Here is a 19,129-nt window from a genome sequence, read left to right as displayed (position 1 = left end):
TGGCACCAGCACGATGGATGGACGAAGGGGCAGAAATGGTGACGTAGCTGCCCTGTGCCGCCGTCGGCTGGAGACTGAGATGCGCGTGATGCTGGTCCACCCGAGTGCCCTGATGTACTCGGAGATCTTCCTGCGACTCGAGCCGCTCGGTCTGGAACGGGTGGCCGCGGCGGCCCGGGACGCCGGTCACGAGGTGCGCGTCGTGGACCTCCAGGTCCTCTCCCGCGAGCTGCTCGACCGCGAGCTGGTGTCGTTCGCGCCCGAGGCCGTGGGCATCTCGCTGAACTACCTGGCCAACATCCCGGAGGCGATCGAGATCGCCCACCACGCCAAGGCGGCGTCCCCGGGGTGTTTCGTCTTCCTGGGCGGCCACAGCGTCTCGTTCATCGCCGAGCACGTGCTGGAGCAGGCCGGGGGCGCGGTCGACGCGGTCGTCCGCGGCGAGGGCGAGCCGGCCGTCGAACCGTTGCTGGCGGCGGTGCGCGACGGCGGCCTGAAGGACGTGCCGGGCGTCGTGAGCACGGAGGGCCGCGGCCCGGCCCCCAAGCTGCTCGACAGCCTGGACAGCCCCCGGCCCGCCCGGGACCTGATGCGCAGGCGCAACCGCTATTTCATCGGCGAGCTGGACCCGTGCGCGTCGATCGAGTTCACCCGCGGCTGCCCCTGGGACTGCTCGTTCTGCTCCGCGTGGACGTTCTACGGGCGCAGCTACCGGAAGGCGTCCCCGGAGGGGGCGGCGGAGGAGATGGCCTCGATCCGGGAGCCGAACGTCTTCATCGTCGACGACGTGGCCTTCATCCGGCCCGAGCACGGCCACGGCATCGCCGCCGAGCTGGAGCGCCGGCGCGTCCGCAAGCAGTACTACCTGGAGACCCGCAGCGACGTCCTGCTGCGCAACGAGGAGGTCTTCGCCCGCTGGACCCGGCTCGGCCTGCGCTACATGTTCCTGGGCATGGAGGCGCTGGACGCCGAGGGGCTGGACCTCTACCGCAAGCGGGTGAGCCCGGACGACAACTTCAAGGCCCTGGAGACGGCCCGCCGGCTGGGCATCATGGTGGCCATCAACCTGATCGTCGACCCGGCCTGGGACGCGGAGCGCTTCCGCCTGGTCCGCGAGTTCGCGCTGTCGGTGCCCGAGATCGTGCACCTGACGGTGATGACGCCGTACCCGGGGACGGAGATCTGGCACACCGAGGCGCGCCAGCTGACGACCCGTGACTACCGCCTCTTCGACATCCAGCACGCCGTGGTGCCCACCACGCTGCCCCTGGAGGAGTTCTACCGGGAGCTGGTGCGCACCCAGGCCGTGCTGAACCGCAAGCACCTGGGGCTGCGCAACGCCATCGGCGCCATGAGCGTCCTCGGCCGCAACCTCGCCCGCGGGCAGACGAACTTCGCCCGCATGCTCTGGAAGTTCGGCAGCGTCTACAACGTGCGCCGCCAGCTGGCCGACCACCACCGGCCCGTGCGGTACGAGCTGCCGCTGCCCGAGCACCGCGCCACACCGCCCGGCCGCCAGGACCTGTTCATCCACACCAGGGCCGCCTCGCACGCCCGCCCGCAGGCCGACCCGGAGCCCGACGGGGTGTGATCCCGCGCGTTTCCGCCGTCCGGGTACACCGGCCGGGTCGCGCCGCCCGTGCCGGTGGCCCGTGTGCGAGGTTGAGCAGTCCGAGCCACGGCGGAGGGTGAGGAGACACATGTGCGGTCCGGGATCGTGACGCGGCGCCCGCGGCTCCGCCTCCTGCCCACCGACCCGCTGGGCTCCCTCGCGGAGCTGGTCCTGCGCTTCCCCGTCCGCACGCTGCTGCTGACCGGATGCGCCCTGCTCGTCGCGGCGGTGGCGGCCGTAGGCGTCGCGGGGAACCTCTACCACGGCGGTACGACGGCGCCGGGCGCCGAGTCGGCCCGCGCCGAGCGCGCCCTGTCCACGTCGCTGCGGAGCGGGAGCCCCACGGTGACGCTGGTGGCGACCGTGCGCGGCGGCGGTTCGGTGGACGGTCCGGCGGCCGCCCGCGCCGGGGCCCGGCTCGCCGAGCGGGCGCGGGGCCTGCCGAAGGTGGTGGAGGTCCGTTCGTACTGGACGGGGCGCCCCGCCACGCTGCGTGGCCGTGACGGCCGCTCCGCGCTGGTGCTGCTGCGGGTGGCGAGCAGTGAGGCGACGGCGCACCGGGACGTCGAGCCGCTGCTGCCGCGGCTGACGGGTCGTCACGGTGCGCTGGACGTCGCCGCGACCGGGCCGACACCCGTGGGGCTGGCCATCGAGCGGCAGAGCCGGCAGGACCTGCACCGTACGGAGCTGCTGGCCGCGCCGCTGACGGCGGCCGTGCTCGTCGTGGTCTTCGGCGGTGTCGTCGCGGCGGGTCTGGCGCTGCTGGTGGGCGTGTGCGCGGTGGTGGGCGCCGCCGCGTTCCTGGGCGGACTGTCGCACCTGACGACGGTGTCGGTGATCGCGCTGAACCTGACCACGGCGCTCGGGTTCGCGCTGGCGGTCGACTTCAGCCTGTTCATGCTGGCCCGGTACCGGGAGGAGCGCGACCGGTTCCGCGAGGAGCGCGACCCGGGCGAGGCGGTGCACCGGGCGCTGGTGGCGACGGTGTGCAGCACGGGCCGCACGGTGGTGTGCTCGGCGCTGACGGTGATCGGCAGCCTGGCCGCGCTGCTGGTGTTCCCCCTGGACATGCTGCGGTCGGTGGCGTACGGCGGCATCGCCGTGGTGGCTCTGAGCGCGCTGCTCGCGATCACCGCGCTGCCCGCGGCGCTGCTCCTGCTGGGTGCCCGGATCGACGCGCTGTCGGTACGCCGCCGGCGGCCCTGGGCGGCGCCGGACGGCGGCCGGTGGTACCGGCTCGCGTACGGGGTGATGCGCCGCCCGGCGGCGGTGGTGCTGGTGCTGGGCGCGGTGCTCACGGCGCTGGTCCTGCCGTTCGCGGGCGCCCGGTTCGGCACGTTCGACGACCGGGCGCTGCCCGCCGGTTCGGCGACGCGGCAGGCCACGGACACGGTGCGCCGGGATTTCGACCACCACGCGCTCAGCCCCGTGCAGGTGGCGCTGCCCGGGCTGGACGCCCGGGCGGACGCCGTCGCGCTGGACGGCTACGCCCGGCGGCTGGCCCGGCTGGAGCATGTGACGCGGGTGGAGACGGCGACGGGGACGTACCGGGAGGGGCGGCGGGTGGCGGCCGCGGGGCCGGGGCACGGCTATGCGTCCCCGGCGGGCGTGTGGGCGGCCGTCGTCACCGGCGTCGGCCCGGAGACGGCGGAGGGCGCCTCGGTGGTACGGGCGGTGCGCGCCGTGTCCTCGCCGGTGCCGGCGCTGGTGGGCGGTACGCAGGCGTGGCTGGCCGATCTGGGGGACACGATCCGCGCCGGTGTGGTTCCGGCGCTGTCCCTGATCGCCGTGGTCACCCTGCTGCTGCTCGGCTGGTGCACGCGCAGTGTGGTGCTGCCGTTGAAGGCGCTGGTGCTGAACGTGCTGAGTCTGAGCGCCACGTTCGGTGTGATGGTGCTGGTCTTCCAGGAGGGCCGGCTGAGCGGCCTGCTCGGCGGGTTCACGGTGACGGGGGTGACCGACACCGTCGTGCCCGTGCTGGTGCTGTGCGTGGCGTTCGGGCTGTCGATGGACTACGAGGTGCTGCTGCTGTCGCGGACCGTGGAGGAACACGACGCGGGGGCGTCGACGCGGCAGGCGGTGGCGCGTGCCGTGCAGCGCACGGCGGGTCTGTTCACGGCGTCCGCGCTGGTCGTCATCGTCGTGATGTCGGCGCTGGCGGCGTCCGGGCTGTTGCTGCTGAAGGTGGTCGGCGTGGGCCTGGCCGTGGCGGTGTTCGTGGACGCCACGGTGATCCGGCTGCTGCTGGCGCCGGCCCTGATGGCGCTGCTCGGCCGGGCCAACTGGTGGGCGCCGGCCCTCCGGCCCGCCGCTCAGTCCTTGGTGCCGGTGAAGAGGTAGTAGGGCACCTTCGCCGGGAGGTAGGGGACCGAGGAGAGGCTTTCGCGCACATGGGTGGGGGTGAACCGGGCGCGGAGGTAGGGCAGGTGGTCGGGCGACAGGAAGACGTTGTTGTGGCTGAACCAGGCGGGCCACAGGTGCCGCCGCCACGCGGCGTGGCGCGCCCCGCCGGCGGGCTGCTTGCGCGCGACGTAGAAGTCGCAGACGGCGATCGTCCCGCCGGGCCGGAGGATGGCGCGGGCGTGGTCCACGGCGGTGAACCAGTCGGGCATCATCGTCAGCGCGTAGGAGAACACGACGATGTCGGCCTGCCCGTCGGCGGGCCGGTAGTCGGTGGCGCTCGCCAGGACCGTCTCGACGTTGTCCCAGCCGGACCGCTCCACGCGCCGGCGTGCCACCTCCAGCATCGAGGCGGAGACGTCGACGAGGGTGATGCGCCGGCACTCCTTGCGGTGCCGCTCGCCGAGGTACGTGATGTTGTTGCCGGTGCCCGCGCCCATGTCGACGAGGTGGGCGCCCGGCGCGGTGGGCAGCCGGGCCATCAGCTCGCGCCGGCCGTGCAGGAGCCGCTCGCGGAAGGCGTCGTAGTCGCCGGCCGTGGAGCGGTAGTACGACTCCATGCGCTCGGCGGGCGTCTCGCCCGCGACGCGGGGGAACACCATGTGGCGGATGGTACGCAGGTCGGACCGGAGTCCCATGAACGCTCCCTCGGTCAGGGCAGGTCGGCGATGTGGAAGCTGCCGTAGGTGTGCACCCGGTCCCGGGCGTGCAGCCGGGCGGCGAGGCCGGGGTGGCGGTGCAGCAGGTCCGCCAGTCTTCGGGTGCGGCCGTCGTGGACGACGTGCACGGGGTCCAGGTAGCGGGTGTGCAGTCCGGCGCTGCGGTAGATCACCCGGGCGCCGGGGCGGGCCGCGTCGACGATGGCCTGCCACTCCGCGGCGAGCGCGGGCTGGTCGCGCCAGCCCATCCAGTCCATGTGGTCCAGGAGCACGAACTTGGAGACGTCCCGGCCCTCCGCCCGGACCCGGCCGAGGAAGCCGGTGACGGTGGTGGTGCGCACGTCCAGGCGCGCCAGGGCGCCCCGCAGGAGGGGGAAGTTGGCGGCTTTCAGGTACTCGGGACAGCAGTCCGGCGTGTAGGAGCCGGTGATGTAGGCGCGCCAGAAGTAGTTGTCGGCGAGCGGCAGCCGCCCCAGGATGGCGTCCAGGCCGTCGTGCACGAGCTGGACGGTGCCGCCCGTGTACTCCTCGGCGATCTCCCGGCGCTGCTCGGGCGGGACGCCGGCGAGGCTCAGGGCGAGGGGCTGGGAGGCGAGGCGGGCGGCCGCCCGGAGCCGCTCGCTCATCCGCCGGGACTCGTAGAGGTGCCGCTGCCGTTCCAGCGTCGGCGCGGCGAGCAGCTCCTCGAGGTGCGGGCCGAGGCCCTGGAGGCCCAGGACGAGCATGAGGCCCTTGGCCAGGAGACCGGAAGTGCCGCGGTAGTAGAAGGAGTTGCGCCAGCCGCGCCCGGCGAACGCGTCGATGTACCCGTCCCAGTAGCGCCGGGCGAAGGGCGTCAGGTCGGGGCGCAGCGCGTCCCGGTACATCTCGTGCGCCCGCGGGGAGCGGCCGGTGCCGAACAGCTCGAAGAACTCGGGGTGCGACAGGTGCCGGATGCCGGCCGCCTTCAGCTCCAGCAGGGCGTTCTGGCGCGGGTTGACGTCGACGGCGGTGACCCGGCCGGCCCCGGCGAGCAGGTAGTCCAGGGCGTTGCACCCGCCGCTGGTGATGACCAGGACGTGGTCGCCGGGCCCGATGGCGAGGGCTTCGCGGTCGAGCGCCGGGTCCTCCCAGCACGCGTTGTAGACGAGTTTCCGGTCGTGCAGGGCGGTGAACATCCGCCCTGCCCACGGGGTCCCCGCGCGGGGACCCGGCAGCGCCGGGGAGGGAGCGGCGACCGGCGTCACATGGGCGGAGGGGTACGAGGGCATGCCCCTCACCTTGCTGGATCGAGCGCCGCGGCCGGTGCGGAGACACCCGGATTCGCCCGGCCGGCCGACCCCGCAACGGTGACGCGCTGGGCCGGCCGGGCGGTTTCCCGGCCCGCCCGGCCGCGTCGGGCCGCCGCGCGGGCCGGGGCGGGGGACGCTGGCCGGTGGACCGTACGAGCGGGCCCGCGCCGGGACCCGTGAGGGGGCCCGCTGGGAGGGCCCGTGAGGGGAGGACCCGTGAAGGGACGACGGCGACGGGCGGTGACGCCGCTGGGGCTGGCCGGCACCGCCGTGACGGTGGCCGCGCTCACCCTGCTGGCGCGCACCCGCTCACCGGGCCCGGCCGGACGCCGCCCGGCGGGCGGGGACGAGGCGGACGCGGACCCCGGGAAGCGCTGGGTGCCGCTGCTGCTGATCCCGGGCGCGTAGGGCGGGTCACCTGCGGCGGGTTCTTGCGGCGGGTTGCCGGACGTCCCGCGGCTCAGGGATCGGGGGCGGCGGCGGTGCCCAGGTCGGGCGCCAGGTGCAGAACGCCGTCCAGCCCCAGGAGGGAAAGGATTCTGCGCACCGGTGAGGGCGGCGGGAGGGCGAGGACCAGCCGCTGGCGGTGATGGGCGTGCAGCAGGACGCTGATGAACGCCGAGTCCGCGAAGGTCACCAGGGAGAGGTCGACGACCGTGCGCCGGACCCGGTCGGCGCGGGCCGCTTCCAGGGCCGACCGGAGCTGGGGCGCGCTCGCGGTGTCGAACTCCCCGGAGCACAGGATGATCCTGGTGCCCCGCTCGTCGGGCAGGGCCTGCACGTGCGTGTCCATCGACCGCCTCCTCGTGAACGCGACCAGCCGATGGGGGACGCGTTCACACCGTGCCGAGGGGCTGCGATGACCACTGTCGTCCCAGCCGTGCACCGGACGGCAGGAGCGCTGATCGCACGCGTTCCATACCCGTCCCACGGCCCTCCCGACGCCTCGGAGCCGTCGGTTGGCATACGCACGCCACAGGCGTCACCTCCGGGACCGCGGTGGGACCGGGGGCCCGGAAGCCGCGCGTGGCCGGGAGCGCTGCCCGGCCGGGCGAGAATGTGGCGTACACGGGCGCCGCGACACGGCGCCGGACGGCCGGGTCTTGAGGGGAACGATGCGGGGAGAAACGACGCGTGAGGGCGTCGTGCGGCGAGGGGCGGCCCGGCCGGCCCGGACGGTGACGCTGGTGACGTGGGGGCTGCCCGCGCTCGTCGCGGGGGTGTGCGGGGCCTGGGGTTACGCCCGTGCCGGAGCGGGCCCCGCCGACCTGGTGCGCGACCTCGCGGTCGGCTGGGCCTTCGCCGTGTCGGGAACGGTGGCCCGGCTGCGGCGCCCGGCCAACCGCACGGGTCCGCTGCTGTACGCCGAGGGACTCACCTGGTTCCTGGGGAACCTCCAGGGCTTCTCCGTGCCGGTGCTCTTCGCGGCCGGCGCCTGGGGGGAAGCGCTCAACCTCGCGGTCCTCGGGCACCTGCTGCTGGTGTTCCCGGACGGCCGGGCGGGGAGCGGGTACGAGCGGCGGCTGGTCGTCGCCGGGTACGCGCTGGTGGCCGTCGGCGGCCTCGTACGCGCCCTGCTCTACGACCCCGCGGCGGACAGCTCGTCCAGCTACCTCGCCTGTGCGCGGTGCGGGCCGAACGCGCTCTTCCTCTTCGACGCGCCCGCGCTGTTCGAGGCGGTCGACGTGGTCTACCGGTGGGCCGGGGTCGTGCTCACCGTGCTGGTCACCCTGACGATGGTCCGGCGCTGGCGCGCGGGGAGCCCGGCGAGGCGCCGCGTCCTGCTGCCCGCGTGGGTGGCCGTCGGGCTCACCTTCAGCTTCGTGGGCTGGGAGGTGCTGTACCTGCTGGCACCGGAGGGGCTGGGCGGGGCGGACGCCGTGGTGACGGTGCTGTCGGACGTGACCCAGGTCGCGGTCCCCGTCGTGTTCCTGGTGAGCCTGTTGCGCATGCGCCTGCGGCGCGCGTCGGTGGGCGAGCTGGTGCTGACCGTGGGCCGCTCCCCCGGTCACCACGGCATGCAGGACATGCTGCGCCGGACGCTGGGCGACCCGTCGCTGGTCCTGGGTCTCCGGGCGGACGACGGTGGTCACTCGGGCCCGGACGGCCGTCCCGTGCCGCCGCCGGGGCGGGGCGGCGGGGACAGGGCGGTCACACCGGTGCCGGCCGGGGCGGTGCGCGACGCCGAGGCGGTCCTGGAGCACGACCGGTCGCTCGCGGAGGACACCGAGCTGATGGCGGCGGTCGGTGAGGTCGTCCGGCTGTGGGTGCGGGACCTCCGGGTGCGCTCCGAGGCGGGCGTACGGGGCGGTCAGGGCGACCGGGCCGTTCCCCGGCGCATCCTCCAGGCGGTCTACGAGGAACGGAAGAAGCTGGAACGGGACCTGCACGACGGCGCGCAGACCCGGATGCTCTACACCCTGATGACCCTGCGCCGCCTCGACGCCCGGCTCGCCCCCGACGCCGATCCGGCGCTCCGGCGCACCGTCGCGGAGGCGGAGGAGGGGCTGCGCCAGTCGATCGAGGAGTTGCGGGACCTGGCGCGGGGCATTCATCCGGCGGTCCTGGCCCGCGCGGGCCTCGGTCCGGCCCTGACGTCTCTGGCCGAACAGTGCCCGGTGCCCGTCGCGGTCGAGACGGAGCCGGGCCGCTGGCCGGCGGTCGTGGAGACGACCGCCTACTTCCTGGTGTCCGAGGCCCTGGCCAACGCCGTCAAGCACGCGGCCGCCCGGCGGATCCGGGTCGCCGTGCGCGGCGGCGGCCCGGGCCTGGTCGTCGAGGTGGCGGACGACGGCGTCGGCGGCGTACGCCTCCCCAGCGCCGACGGGCCGGAGAGCTTGGGTACGGGCTCGGGTACGGGCCTGAAGGGCCTCGCCGACCGGGTGGCCGCGGTGGGCGGCACGCTGTCGGTGGTGAGCCCGGCGGGCGGGGGCACCCGGATCAGGGCGGAGCTGCCGTGCGGGTGATCGTGGCGGAGGACGCTCCCCTGCTGCGCCAGGGGCTGGTGCGGCTGCTGGAGGACTGCGGAGTGGACGTGGTCGGGCAGACCGGGGAGTCCGGCGAGGTGCTGGACCTGGTGGAGAGCACCCGGCCGGACGCCGTGCTCCTCGACATCCGGATGCCGCCGACCCACACGGACGAGGGGGTGCGCGCCGCCGAGGCGATCCTGGCCCGCCGTCCGGGCACCGGAGTGCTCCTGCTGTCCCAGTACGTCGAGACCAGCGCCGCCGTGCACGTCCTGGCGCGGAGCCCGGGCGGTTTCGGTTACCTCCTCAAGGAACGGGTCGCCGACGCGCACGAGTTGCACGACGCGCTGCGGCGGGTGGCGGCCGGTGAGTCCGCCATCGACCCGGAGATCGTCTCCCGGCTGCTGGCGCGCCGGCGGACCGACAGCCTCCTGGACGGGCTGACCGGGCGCGAGCGCGAAGTGCTCGCGCTGATGGCGCAGGGCCGTTCCAACGAGGCCATCCGGGAGCGTCTGCACGTCGGCGCGAAGACGCTGGAGACGCACATCCGCAGCGTCTTCACCAAGCTGGGGCTGGAGTCCGAGGTGACGGACAACCGCAGGGTCCTCGCCGTGCTCACCTATCTCCGGGGGTGACCCGGGGGCGGTGCGGGGTTCTTGTGGCCGGCTTCCGCCCGACGTCGTCGGCGGAAGCCGGCCACCTCCAGGACGACTCCCCCGTTGTCCTGTCCCCCGTGACCCCAACCCTAGGCGGACGGGTTCGGGCGCACACCAGGGTTAACCCTGAGATTCCCCGGGCGCCGTGCCCGGGCGGTGCGGGGGGCTGTCAGCCGGTGGCGCTCAGGGTGCGGCGGGCGGTGGCGCACCGTCCCCGCCGCCCGGGCACGGGGCGCCCCCCGGCGCCCCGTGCCGACGCGGCGTCAGCCGCCGATGCGGGCGCCGACCGCGGCGAGTGCGGTCGTCACGGGCTGGAAGAACGTCTCACCGCCCACGTCGCAGTTGCCGCTGCCGCCGGAGGTGAGACCGACCGCGTCCCCCTCCCGGGTGAACAGCGAGCCGCCGCTGTCGCCGGGCTCGGCGCACACGTTGGTCTGGATCAGCCCGGTGACGGTGCCCTCCGGGTAGTTGACCGTGGCGTTCAGGCCGGTGACCTGCCCGTCCCGCAGCCCGGTGGTGCTGCCCATGCGGAACACCTGCTGCCCCACGGCCGCCTCGGCGGCCTGCTGGATCTGCACGGTCTGTCCGCCGCCGACGTCGACGACGCTGGGGGCCTCGGTGTTCGGGTCGTCGTAGGTGACGAGGCCGAAGTCGCCCTCGCCGGGGAAGACGCTCTCCTGCACCGAGCCGAGCGGCGCGCCGTTCTCGTCCGCCCACTGTTGGGTGGCCGCCGTGCAGTGGCCGGCGGTGAGGAAGCCGCTCTGCCCGTCCTGGGTGGTGACGTTGAAGCCCAGCGAGCAGCGCGAGCCGCCGCCGAAGATGGCGTCGCCGCCGTCGACGAACGGCTTGAACTCACCCTTGGACTTCTGGATGCGGGCCATGCCGGAGCCCAGCGACTCGACCGCCGACTCCAGCTTGTCCCAGCGTTCACCGGTGACCGTGCGGTCGGCGGTGACGAGGACCTGGTTCGTTCTGGGATCGACGGCCCACGCCGTGCCGGGGATGCCCGCCTTCTGCGACAGGGTCCGCGTGGCCGAGGTCAGTTCGCCGGTGCTGTTCTCCACGTTCCGGGCGACCGCGCCGGCCTCCTGGACCCGGGCCTTCTCCGCGTCGTCGCCGTCCGCGACGTTGACGACGAGCTGCTTCTTGGCCGTGTCGTAGTACGCCCCGCCGTAGGAGTCCCCGAGGGACTGACCCAGCTGCCTGGCCACCTGCGCGGCGGAGGCCGCGCTCATGGTGGTGGCGGTGAACGTCTCTGGGGTCGAACCGGATTGTGAGGCATTGGCGTTGGGCAGCAGGATCGCCGCCGCGACAATGCCGACCGCCCCGGCTCCTGCGAGGACGGCTTTTCGCTTGGGTATGCGCCTGTGACTCAACTCCGCTGCTCCTGCTGCTGGTTCGGACTCCGGCTGCCGACGGCACCGGGGGGACGCGTCCGCCCCTAGGTACGGACGGTTCGGCGGTTGCGTTCAGCGCCCGGGGTCCGTCGTCGCCGCGGTTCTGGTGGGCGACGGTGCCCGGCCGGACGCGCCGCCGGGCCGGGTGACGGGTGGCGGACGGCTGCCGCCGGGGCGGGGAGGCGCGGGGGGCAGTGCGGGGGGCCGGGCCGGGTGGCACGTGATCGCGGGTCGCTCCGGAAGAGCAGGCAATGTTAGAAAGGGGACATGAGCGGACGTCCCGGACGGAGAGCGTCGGGCCGCCCGGCCCCCGGACGCGCCCCCGGCGCTCCGGACCGGTCCCGGCCCTCGGAGGGACGCCGCCCGCCGCGCGAGGGGGTGCGGTCCCTGCTGGGAGTGCGCACCGTCGCCGGTCAGGTGTTGCTGCTCCAGGTCGTGGTGGCGGTGCTGCTGATCAGCGCCGCGGTGATCGGGCTGGCCTTCCAGGCGCGGTACGACAGCGAGAAGGACGCGCAGAACCGCTCCCTCGCGGCCGCCGAGTCCTTCGCGGAGGCCCCGGGCACCGCGGCGGCGCTGAAGGCCCCGGACCCGACGGCCGCGCTGCAGTCCTCGGTGCGCAACGCCCGGGACGGCTCCGGGGTGGACTTCATCTCGGTGATGGCGCCCGACGGGACCCGCCTCGCGGACAACGATCCCTCGCTGCTCGGCGTCCGGGCGGAGGGCGTGGAGCGGGCCGCGGCGGGGACCGGCTTCACCGAGATCTTCGAGGGCGCCCCGAACGACGCGGCACGGGCCGTCGTACCGATCCTGGACGCCGACGGGACGGTGGTGGGCCTGGCCGGCGCCGGCGTCACGATCGAGAACATCGGGGGCGCGTTCAACCGCCACCTGCCGGTGCTCCTGGCGTCCGCCGGCGCCGCGCTCGCGCTGGCGGTCGGCAGCTCGGCGCTGGTGAGCCGGCGGCTCCGCCGCCAGACGCACGGCCTCGGGCCCACCGAGATGACCCGGATGTACGAACACCACGACGCCGTGCTGCACGCGGCGCGCGAGGGCGTGCTCATCATCGGTGACGACGGCCGGCTGACCCTGGCCAACGACGAGGCGCGCCGGCTGCTGGAGCTGCCGCCGGACGCGGAGGGCCGCCACGTCACCGGCCTCGGGCTGGACGAGGGCACCGCGGAGCTGCTGACGTCGGGCCGTGCCGTGACCGACGAGGTGCACCTGGCCGGGGACCGCCTGCTGGCCGTCAACACCCGGCCCACCGCCCCCTACGGCGGTGCGTCCGGCACGGTCGTGACCCTCCGCGACACCACCGAGCTGCGCGCGGTGTCCGGGATGGCGGAGGTAGCCCGGGAGCGGCTGAAGCTGCTGTACGAGGCCGGTGTGCGGATCGGGACGACGCTGGACGTGGTGCGGACGGCCGAGGAGCTGTCGGAGGTGACGGTCCCCGGGTTCGCGGACTTCGTCACGGTGGAGCTGCTGGATCCGGTCCTGCGGGGCGAGGAGCCGTCGGGCACGCACACCGGGATGCGGCGTACGGCGGTGAGCGGCATCCGTGACGACCACCCGCTCCAGCCGGTGGGCGACGTCATCCGGTTCGCCGTGGCGACGACGCCGATGGCGGCTGCCCTGGCGAGCGGGCACGCGGTGCTGGAGCCCGACCTGAGCGTGGCGACCGGCTGGCGGGCCCAGGATCCGGAGGGCGCCGACGAGGCCCTCGCGTACGGCATCCACTCGCTGGTGACGGTGCCGTTGCAGGCGCGCGGGGTGGTGCTGGGGATGGCCAACTTCTGGCGCTCGGAGCGGGCGGAGCGGTTCGAGGAGGAGGACCTGGCCTTCGCGGAGGAGGTGGCCGCCCGGGCCGCCGTCGCCATCGACAACGCGCGCCGCTTCACCCGCGAGCACGCCATGGCGGTCACCCTCCAGCGCAGCCTGCTGCCGCGGGTCCTGCCCGAGCAGGGCGCGCTGGACATCGCGTACCGCTACCTGCCGGCGCAGGCCGGGGTGGGCGGCGACTGGTTCGACGTGATCCCGCTGCCCGGCGCCCGGGTCGCGCTGGTGGTGGGCGACGTGGTGGGGCACGGCCTGCACGCGGCGGCCACCATGGGCCGGTTGCGTACCGCCGTGCACAACTTCTCGGCGCTGGACCTGCCGCCGGACGAGCTGCTGGGGCACCTGGACGAGCTGGTCTCCCGGATCGACCAGGAGGAGGGCGGCGACGGCGACGGCGAGGGCATCACGGGGGCGACCTGCCTGTACGCGGTGTACGACCCGGTGTCCGGGCGGTGCAGCATGGCGACGGCCGGGCACTTCGCCCCGGTGGTCGTGCTGCCGGACGGCACGGTGGACTGTCCCGAGGTGCCGGTCTTCCCGCCCCTGGGGCTCGGCAGCCTGCCGTTCGAGACGGCGGAGGTCCGGCTGCCCGAGGGGGCGCAGCTCGTCCTCTACACCGACGGGCTGATCGAGCACCGCGGCCGGGACGTCGACACGGGGCTGCGGGTGTTGCGCGAGACGCTGTCGGGGCACCCGGACCGGGGTCCGGAGGAGGTCTGCCAGGCCGTGTTCGCCGCCCTGCTGCCGCCGCACCGCCGCGACGACATCGCGCTGCTGGTGGCCCGTACCAGCCTGCTGGACCGTGCCCGGGTCGCCGACTGGGACGTGTCGCCCGACCCGTCGGCCGTTGCGGGGGTGCGGGCGGCGTGCGGGCGGCAGCTGGAGCAGTGGGGTCTGGAGGACATCGGCTTCACCACGGAGCTGATCCTCAGCGAGCTGATCACGAACGCGATCCGCTACGGCTCCGAGCCGATCCACGTACGGATGCTGTACGAGCGCTGCCTGATCTGCGAGGTGTCCGACGGCAGCAGCACCTCCCCGCACCTGCGGCGGGCGGCCACCACCGACGAGGGCGGGCGCGGCCTGTTCCTGGTCTCCCAGCTCACCGACCGGTGGGGCACCCGCTACACCCCCACGGGCAAGGTGATGTGGACCGAGCAGTCCCCCACCGCCGGGCCCCGGCAGCCGATGGAGCTGCTGCTCGACGACATCTCCTGGTGACGGGCGGGCGCCGCTGTTGCCGGAACGACAACACCCTTTGCCGCTGCCGGGGCGGCCGGGGTGGAATGGACGGCATGGAAGAACAGTCGGACGCCATCGCCCGGACCCTCTCCGAGGTCGGGCCGCGCCTCAAGCGCCTGCGGACCAGGCGCGGGGTGACCCTGGCCGCGCTCGCGGCGGCCACCGGCATCTCCAAGAGCACCCTGTCGCGGCTGGAATCCGGCGGGCGCCGCCCCAGCCTGGAGCTGCTGCTGCCGATCGCCCAGGCCCACCAGGTGCCGCTGGACGAGCTGGTGGGCGCGCCCGAGGTGGGCGACCCGCGGGTCCGGCTCACCCCGAGGACCGTGCACGGCAACACCACCGTGCTGCCGCTGACCCGCCAGCCCGGCCCGCAGCAGGCGTACAAGATGGTGCTGCCGCCCGACCGGTGCACCCCGCAGCCCTGCACCCACGAGGGGTACGAGTGGCTGTACGTGCTGTCCGGGCGGCTGCGCCTGGTGCTGTCGGGGCACGACCTGGTGCTGGGCGCGGGCGAGGCGGCCGAGTTCGACACCCGGCTGCCGCACTGGTTCGGCAGTACGGGCGACGGCCCCGTCGAGGTCCTCAGTCTCTTCGGCCGGCAGGGTGAGCGGATGCACGTGCGCGCCAGGCCCCGGCGGGCGGGCGCGGAGAAGGAGGCGGCGGGGCAAGGTGACGGGCCGGACGCGAGCGGGGTCGGCCGCCGCCCGTCGCCGGCGTCCGCGTGATCATCCGGTGCAGGAGGCCGGAGGCGGCCCGCCCGGAGGCCGGGTCGTCGATGTGCGTGCCGATCCCGACGACGTCGTCGGCGCTCCCCTTTCCCGGGGAGGCGGCGGGGCCGATGAGGGGCGCGGCGTCCGACTACCGGCCGGGAGCTTCCGGCTAACGGACGACTTCCTTCGATCCAGGCACCATTCGGCATATGCATCCCCGCCTCACAACCCGCACCACCCGTTTCACCTTGGCATCGAAGGAAAAACGGCCGTTTGCGCCGGGTGGCCATCTGTTAATCTGCCCGCTCCTGGATGTTGGTCCACCGTTTCCCTCTCCCCCAAGCGCCCCACGCTCGCCGGGTGCAGCGAGGTGTTCCTTTCGTGTACAGCACTCCGTTCTCCCCGGCGGAAGCCAGAGCCGCGCGGGCCCGGGTGGGCCTGAGCACCGCCGAGGTCGCCCACGCCATGGCCGCCTGCGGCATCCCGGTCCACCCCGACCTGGTCCTCGCGTGGGAGCAGGGCTCCCACCCGCCCTCGGAGCCCCAGCTCTTCGCGCTCGCCGATGTGCTGTGGTGCCCGCCGACCACGCTGATGGGCGTCGAGCCGCGCACCCTGGCCGAGCACCGGCTGGCCCGGCAGCTGAGCGTGGAGCGGCTGGCGTACCGCATCGGCATGGACCCGGCCGAGTACCGCGCGGCGGAGTCGGAGCGGTACTGGGACGGCGACCTGCGGCAGACCAGGGCCCTCGTGGACGCCCTGGGGCTGTCGCTGCGGAAGCTGGTGGGCATCATGGGCCGCGGCGAGGAGCTGGCCGGCCACCTGCGGTCGGCGGTCGACGGGCGCTGGAAGACCCACGTGGCGCCGGTGGCGGAGCTGGTGGTCGTCAACGAGACCCTGGTGGGCGGCGCGCTGCGCACGATGCACACGGAGTTCGCGGAGTTCTCCAAGCGGTACATGGGCCATCTGGTCGCCCGCAACGACGACTCCCGCCTCAAGGAGGTCGCCGCGGAGCGCTCCGCCTACCTCCACCGGCTGGTCGACCACTTCTGGGACCTCGTCGGGGACGTGGGCGAGGAGCCGCCGTTCGACGCGCGGGGCCGCTGAGCCCGGGCGGCCGGCCACCGTGGGCCGGCCGCCGGCCGCTCGCCGGTCAGTGGGCGGTGGCCCTCATGGAGGTGGGCGGCGGCGCGGCGGCGCCGCCGTCCTCGTAGTCGTCCCAGTCGATCTCCATCGCCTTGCGGCGCGTGAACGCGTTGAAGAACAGGTTCAGCGCGATCGCCGTGAGGGCGCCGAGGGTGATACCGCTGTCCAGGACGGCCCTGAGGTCGTCCGGCATGCGGTCGAAGAAGGGTGTGACCGTCGTGGGGAGGAACGCCGCGCCCAGGCTGACGGCCAGGACGAGGGCGTTGCGCTCCTCACGGAGGTCGACCTTGCCCAGGATCTGGATACCGACCGCCGCCACCAGGCCGAACATGGCGATCGCCGCTCCGCCGAGCACCGGGTGGGGAACGGCGGCGACCAGGCTTCCGGCCTTCGGCAGCAGCCCGAGCACGATCATGAAGACACCGGCGGCGACCACCACGAACCGGCTCATCACCCGGGACATCCTGACCAGGCCGATGTTCTCGGCGAAGGCCACGTAGGGGAACGAGTTCAGCACGCCGCCGAGAACGGTCGCCACGCCGTCGGCGCGCAGGGCGCGGGTGACCGTGTCGCTGTCGACCTTCTTGCGGATGATCTCCCCGATGGCGTACACGTCGCCGGTCGTCTCGATCATGGTGATCAGCATGACGACCACCATCGCGACGACGGGGAGCAGTTCGAACTCGGGTGTCCCGTAGTGGAAGGGCGTACTGACGCCGAACCAGTCGGCGTCCGCCACGGCCCCGAAGTGCGCGTCGCCGAGGAGCCAGGCCACGGCGGTGCCGGCGACCAGCCCGATGAGTACGGCGAGGCTGCTGAGGAACGGCTTGCCGACGCGGACCACGGCCAGGACGAGCAGCAGGGTGCCCAGCGCGTACGCGAGGTTCTTCCCGGACCCGTACGAGGGGTCGCCCATGAGGTGGGCGCCACCGGCGGCGTTCTGGAGACCCACCGGGATCAGGGTGATTCCGATGATGGTGAGGATCGTGCCGACGACGACCGGCGGGAAGTACCTCACCAGCTTCCCGAAGAAGGGCGCGAAGAGGAAAGTGGCGATACCGGCCGTGATCACCGCGCCGTACACGACCAGCAGGCCGGCCGTTCCGCCGCCGGCGCCGATTCCGATGGCCACCATGGGTGAGACGGCGGTGAAGGTGACGCCCTGCACCAGGGGGAGTTTCGCGCCGACCTTCCAGACACCGAGCGCCTGGATGATCGTCGCTATGCCACAGGTGAGCAGGTCCGCGTTGATCAGGTAGACCAGCTCTTCGCGGGAGAGACCCAGGGCGTTCCCGAGGAGTACCGGGACGATGACGGCCGCGGCGTAGAACGCGAGAATGTGCTGGAAACCGTAGAGGGTGAGTTTGGGGAGGGGAAGCAACTCGTCGACGGGATGCGGCTGCTTCCCGGAGTGCTGTCGGGGGACTCGTGCCATCTCTGCCTTGCCTTCGCGAGGTAGGTGAATGAGAGAAGGGGCCTTCGCCGTGCGTCCCGGATGACAAGACGTGGACATGTCGGCCCGTACGGAGCCGACGTCTGGCGGAGTTGCCGACACCACGTCGCCCTGCGCTGCGTTTGTGCGTCCTGGTTGGCAGGACGTCCTTCGATCAGGCCTGAACAGGACCGTTTTGTCCTGGGATCCGGAGGGGGAGCCGATCGGGGCGCTCACCCTAGTTCACGGCCGGCGTTCCTCGCGAGTAACCGGCGTTCGACGGCGATCGGACCGCCACCCACGCCCTCCTCGCGCACCATGCGTCCCTTTTAGTCCATGCATGCACCTTTTGCCGCCAGCGACCGCAAAGTCCATATCGCTCCATACATAAGCAACTTGTGTATGCGGTTCGGGCGGCGTGATAAGAATCACCGCGCAACGAGGGCGTGCTGGCGTTCCGGGGCCGGATTTCCGTGGGTTTGCAGCAAAGTTGACACTCTGCCACCCGACCCGTGACGGAAGAGCCGGGAAATCCGAGCCTTGTTCCCTCACGCGTCTCTCGCTTACGGTCCCCTCAATCCGGATGGACCGCCGAATCCTGCCGCCGTCCGGAATTTCCACCCACCCACTCAACGACGCACGGCAGGAGCGGGGGAACCAGGTAAGCCGCCGGTCCGGTACACACCGGAACGGCTTGGGGTGAAGTCGCGGTGATTCCGCGGCCGGGCATCTCCAGCCCGAACCCGACAGCTCACCTCGCAGGCGACGGAGAGGAATTCGCCATGCCCGCAAAGGGTAAGCACCGTCGTCCGAAGAGCAACCCGCTCGCCCGCCGTTTCGTCGCCGCGGGCACGGGCGGCGCCGCACTCGCGCTCCCCATGATCGGCGCCACCGCCGCCGAGGCCGCGCCCAGCACGGCGCCCGCCGTGGCACAGGCGGTCACCGCCGCCTCCCCGGCCGCCGCGCCCGCGAAGGCCCCCGCCACCTATTCCGTCGTCGCGGGAGACACCCTCTCCGGCATCGCCCAGGAGCACGGCGTGAGCGGCGGCTGGCAGAAGCTGTACGAGGACAACCGCAAGGCCGTCGGCGCGGACCCGTCCCTGATCCGCCCCGGCCTCAAGCTGACGATCGGCGGCAAGGCCGCGGCCGAGCGCGCCTCGGCGCCCGAGCGTGCCGACCGTTCCGCCGCGCGGACCGCCACCCAGGCCGTCGCCAAGACCACCACGTACGCGAACAACCTCGACGGCTGGATCCGCGAGGCGCTCGACATCATGAAGCAGCACAACATCCCCGGCAGCTACGAGGGGATCCACCGCAACATCATGCGCGAGTCGTCCGGCAACCCGATGGCGATCAACAACTGGGACTCCAACGCCGCGGCCGGCACGCCGTCGAAGGGTCTCCTCCAGGTCATCGCGCCGACCTTCCAGGCGTACCACGTGCCGGGCACCGCGAACGACGCCTACGACCCGGTCGCCAACATCACGGCCGCCTGCAACTACGCGGCCGACCGGTACGGCTCCATCGACAACGTCAACGGCCCGTACTGATCCCTCCGGGTCGCCACGACCCCGCACGACCTCGACCCCGGGGCCGGTCCGCACGCACGCGGCCGGCCCCGGCGGCGTGCGCGTGGCACCCGACGAACGACCAGGCTCTTGCATAAAAATGCGGACTATGACAATCTCACTCATACCGCGTTGTACGAGGAGTTTCCCGCATGGCCCACGAAGCCGACCCGACTCTTCCCACCCCAGCACACCGAACAAACATCGCTCTGGCCCGCAACTGCCACCTCTGTGGTGAGT

Annotated in this window: 14 protein-coding genes and 1 riboswitch; of the genes, 9 read left to right on the top strand and 5 right to left on the bottom strand. The window is 73.4% G+C overall.

Going from position 1 to position 19,129, the window contains the following annotated elements:
• Positions 1 to 79 precede the first annotated feature (79 nt).
• Together hpnR and EIZ62_RS29990 are read left to right on the top strand one after the other, a co-directional pair.
• Complete coding sequence (hpnR, locus tag EIZ62_RS29995; RefSeq protein ID WP_156695799.1) at positions 80 to 1,591, top strand: hopanoid C-3 methylase HpnR; 1,512 nt, start codon at positions 80 to 82, stop codon at positions 1,589 to 1,591.
• Positions 1,592 to 1,702: 111 nt separating this feature from the next.
• On the top strand, positions 1,703 to 3,952 hold the full coding sequence (locus EIZ62_RS29990) for an MMPL family transporter (protein ID WP_156695798.1): 2,250 nt from the start codon (positions 1,703 to 1,705) through the stop codon (positions 3,950 to 3,952).
• Here the strand turns inward: EIZ62_RS29990 and EIZ62_RS29985 are convergent.
• On the bottom strand, positions 3,925 to 4,650 hold the full coding sequence (locus tag EIZ62_RS29985; RefSeq protein ID WP_156695797.1) for a class I SAM-dependent methyltransferase: 726 nt from the start codon (positions 4,648 to 4,650) through the stop codon (positions 3,925 to 3,927). The genes EIZ62_RS29990 and EIZ62_RS29985 overlap by 28 nt on opposite strands.
• 14 nt (positions 4,651 to 4,664) lie before the next feature.
• Positions 4,665 to 5,921, bottom strand: a complete 1,257-nt coding sequence (locus EIZ62_RS29980) for a BtaA family protein (RefSeq protein WP_208828100.1) — start codon at positions 5,919 to 5,921, stop codon at positions 4,665 to 4,667.
• A gap of 237 nt (positions 5,922 to 6,158) precedes the next feature.
• Between EIZ62_RS29980 and EIZ62_RS29975 the strand changes: the two genes are divergently transcribed.
• On the top strand, positions 6,159 to 6,350 hold the full coding sequence (locus EIZ62_RS29975) for a hypothetical protein (protein ID WP_156695796.1): 192 nt from the start codon (positions 6,159 to 6,161) through the stop codon (positions 6,348 to 6,350).
• Positions 6,351 to 6,402: 52 nt separating this feature from the next.
• Here EIZ62_RS29975 and EIZ62_RS29970 read toward each other — a convergent pair whose 3' ends face one another.
• Positions 6,403 to 6,735: an STAS domain-containing protein gene (locus EIZ62_RS29970; RefSeq protein WP_156695795.1), complete on the bottom strand. Its 333-nt coding sequence runs from the start codon at positions 6,733 to 6,735 to the stop codon at positions 6,403 to 6,405.
• A 394-nt stretch (positions 6,736 to 7,129) separates the two neighbouring features.
• Here EIZ62_RS29970 and EIZ62_RS29965 point away from each other — a divergent pair, with 394 nt between their 5' ends.
• Both EIZ62_RS29965 and EIZ62_RS29960 read left to right on the top strand, forming a co-directional pair.
• Positions 7,130 to 8,908, top strand: coding sequence for a sensor histidine kinase (locus tag EIZ62_RS29965; RefSeq protein ID WP_244376027.1), 1,779 nt, complete (start codon positions 7,130 to 7,132; stop codon positions 8,906 to 8,908).
• Positions 8,905 to 9,543: a response regulator transcription factor gene (locus EIZ62_RS29960; protein ID WP_156696665.1), complete on the top strand. Its 639-nt coding sequence runs from the start codon at positions 8,905 to 8,907 to the stop codon at positions 9,541 to 9,543. The genes EIZ62_RS29965 and EIZ62_RS29960 overlap by 4 nt, the downstream gene beginning before the upstream one ends.
• A 284-nt stretch (positions 9,544 to 9,827) precedes the next feature.
• Here EIZ62_RS29960 and EIZ62_RS29955 read toward each other — a convergent pair whose 3' ends face one another.
• A complete protein-coding gene (locus EIZ62_RS29955) occupies positions 9,828 to 10,799 on the bottom strand; it encodes a S1 family peptidase (RefSeq protein WP_167536442.1) in 972 nt (323 codons plus the stop codon).
• A gap of 429 nt (positions 10,800 to 11,228) precedes the next feature.
• On the opposite strand from EIZ62_RS29955, the gene EIZ62_RS29950 reads away from it, so the two are divergent.
• The 3 genes from EIZ62_RS29950 to EIZ62_RS29940 all read left to right on the top strand — a co-directional run bounded on the left by EIZ62_RS29950 (position 11,229) and on the right by EIZ62_RS29940 (position 15,850).
• Positions 11,229 to 14,015, top strand: coding sequence for a SpoIIE family protein phosphatase (locus EIZ62_RS29950; RefSeq protein ID WP_156695792.1), 2,787 nt, complete (start codon positions 11,229 to 11,231; stop codon positions 14,013 to 14,015).
• A gap of 74 nt (positions 14,016 to 14,089) precedes the next feature.
• Positions 14,090 to 14,761 (top strand): helix-turn-helix domain-containing protein, encoded by a 672-nt coding sequence (locus tag EIZ62_RS29945; protein WP_425281860.1) that lies wholly within the window; start codon positions 14,090 to 14,092, stop codon positions 14,759 to 14,761.
• 366 nt (positions 14,762 to 15,127) lie between these two features.
• Entirely contained in the window at positions 15,128 to 15,850 is a 723-nt protein-coding gene (locus EIZ62_RS29940) for a helix-turn-helix domain-containing protein (RefSeq protein WP_156695790.1), read from the top strand.
• 46 nt (positions 15,851 to 15,896) lie between these two features.
• Here EIZ62_RS29940 and EIZ62_RS29935 read toward each other — a convergent pair whose 3' ends face one another.
• On the bottom strand, positions 15,897 to 17,324 hold the full coding sequence (locus EIZ62_RS29935; RefSeq protein WP_156695789.1) for a nucleobase:cation symporter-2 family protein: 1,428 nt from the start codon (positions 17,322 to 17,324) through the stop codon (positions 15,897 to 15,899).
• A gap of 609 nt (positions 17,325 to 17,933) precedes the next feature.
• Positions 17,934 to 18,101: riboswitch (cyclic di-AMP (ydaO/yuaA leader) on the top strand.
• Positions 18,102 to 18,103: 2 nt separating this feature from the next.
• Here EIZ62_RS29935 and EIZ62_RS29930 point away from each other — a divergent pair.
• Positions 18,104 to 18,871: a LysM peptidoglycan-binding domain-containing protein gene (locus tag EIZ62_RS29930; RefSeq protein WP_156695788.1), complete on the top strand. Its 768-nt coding sequence runs from the start codon at positions 18,104 to 18,106 to the stop codon at positions 18,869 to 18,871.
• Positions 18,872 to 19,129: the final 258 nt, after the last annotated feature.

It is taken from the genome of Streptomyces ficellus, assembly GCF_009739905.1.
Lineage (GTDB): Bacteria > Actinomycetota > Actinomycetes > Streptomycetales > Streptomycetaceae > Streptomyces > Streptomyces ficellus_A.
This window is presented reverse-complemented; position numbering and strand designations above follow the sequence as displayed.

Bases quoted from the DNA above. Each gene is read 5' to 3' on its own strand.
- hpnR (WP_156695799.1), top strand. From the start codon at position 80: ATGCGCGTGATGCTGGTCCACCCGAGTGCCCTGATGTACTCGGAGATC.
- EIZ62_RS29985 (WP_156695797.1), bottom strand. From the start codon at position 4,650: ATGGGACTCCGGTCCGACCTGCGTACCATCCGCCACATGGTGTTCCCC.
- EIZ62_RS29980 (WP_208828100.1), bottom strand. From the start codon at position 5,921: ATGCCCTCGTACCCCTCCGCCCATGTGACGCCGGTCGCCGCTCCCTCC.
- EIZ62_RS29970 (WP_156695795.1), bottom strand. From the start codon at position 6,735: ATGGACACGCACGTGCAGGCCCTGCCCGACGAGCGGGGCACCAGGATC.
- EIZ62_RS29955 (WP_167536442.1), bottom strand. From the start codon at position 10,799: ATGAGCGCGGCCTCCGCCGCGCAGGTGGCCAGGCAGCTGGGTCAGTCC.
- EIZ62_RS29950 (WP_156695792.1), top strand. From the start codon at position 11,229: ATGAGCGGACGTCCCGGACGGAGAGCGTCGGGCCGCCCGGCCCCCGGA.
- EIZ62_RS29945 (WP_425281860.1), top strand. From the start codon at position 14,090: ATGGAAGAACAGTCGGACGCCATCGCCCGGACCCTCTCCGAGGTCGGG.
- EIZ62_RS29935 (WP_156695789.1), bottom strand. From the start codon at position 17,324: ATGGCACGAGTCCCCCGACAGCACTCCGGGAAGCAGCCGCATCCCGTC.
- EIZ62_RS29930 (WP_156695788.1), top strand. From the start codon at position 18,104: ATGCCCGCAAAGGGTAAGCACCGTCGTCCGAAGAGCAACCCGCTCGCC.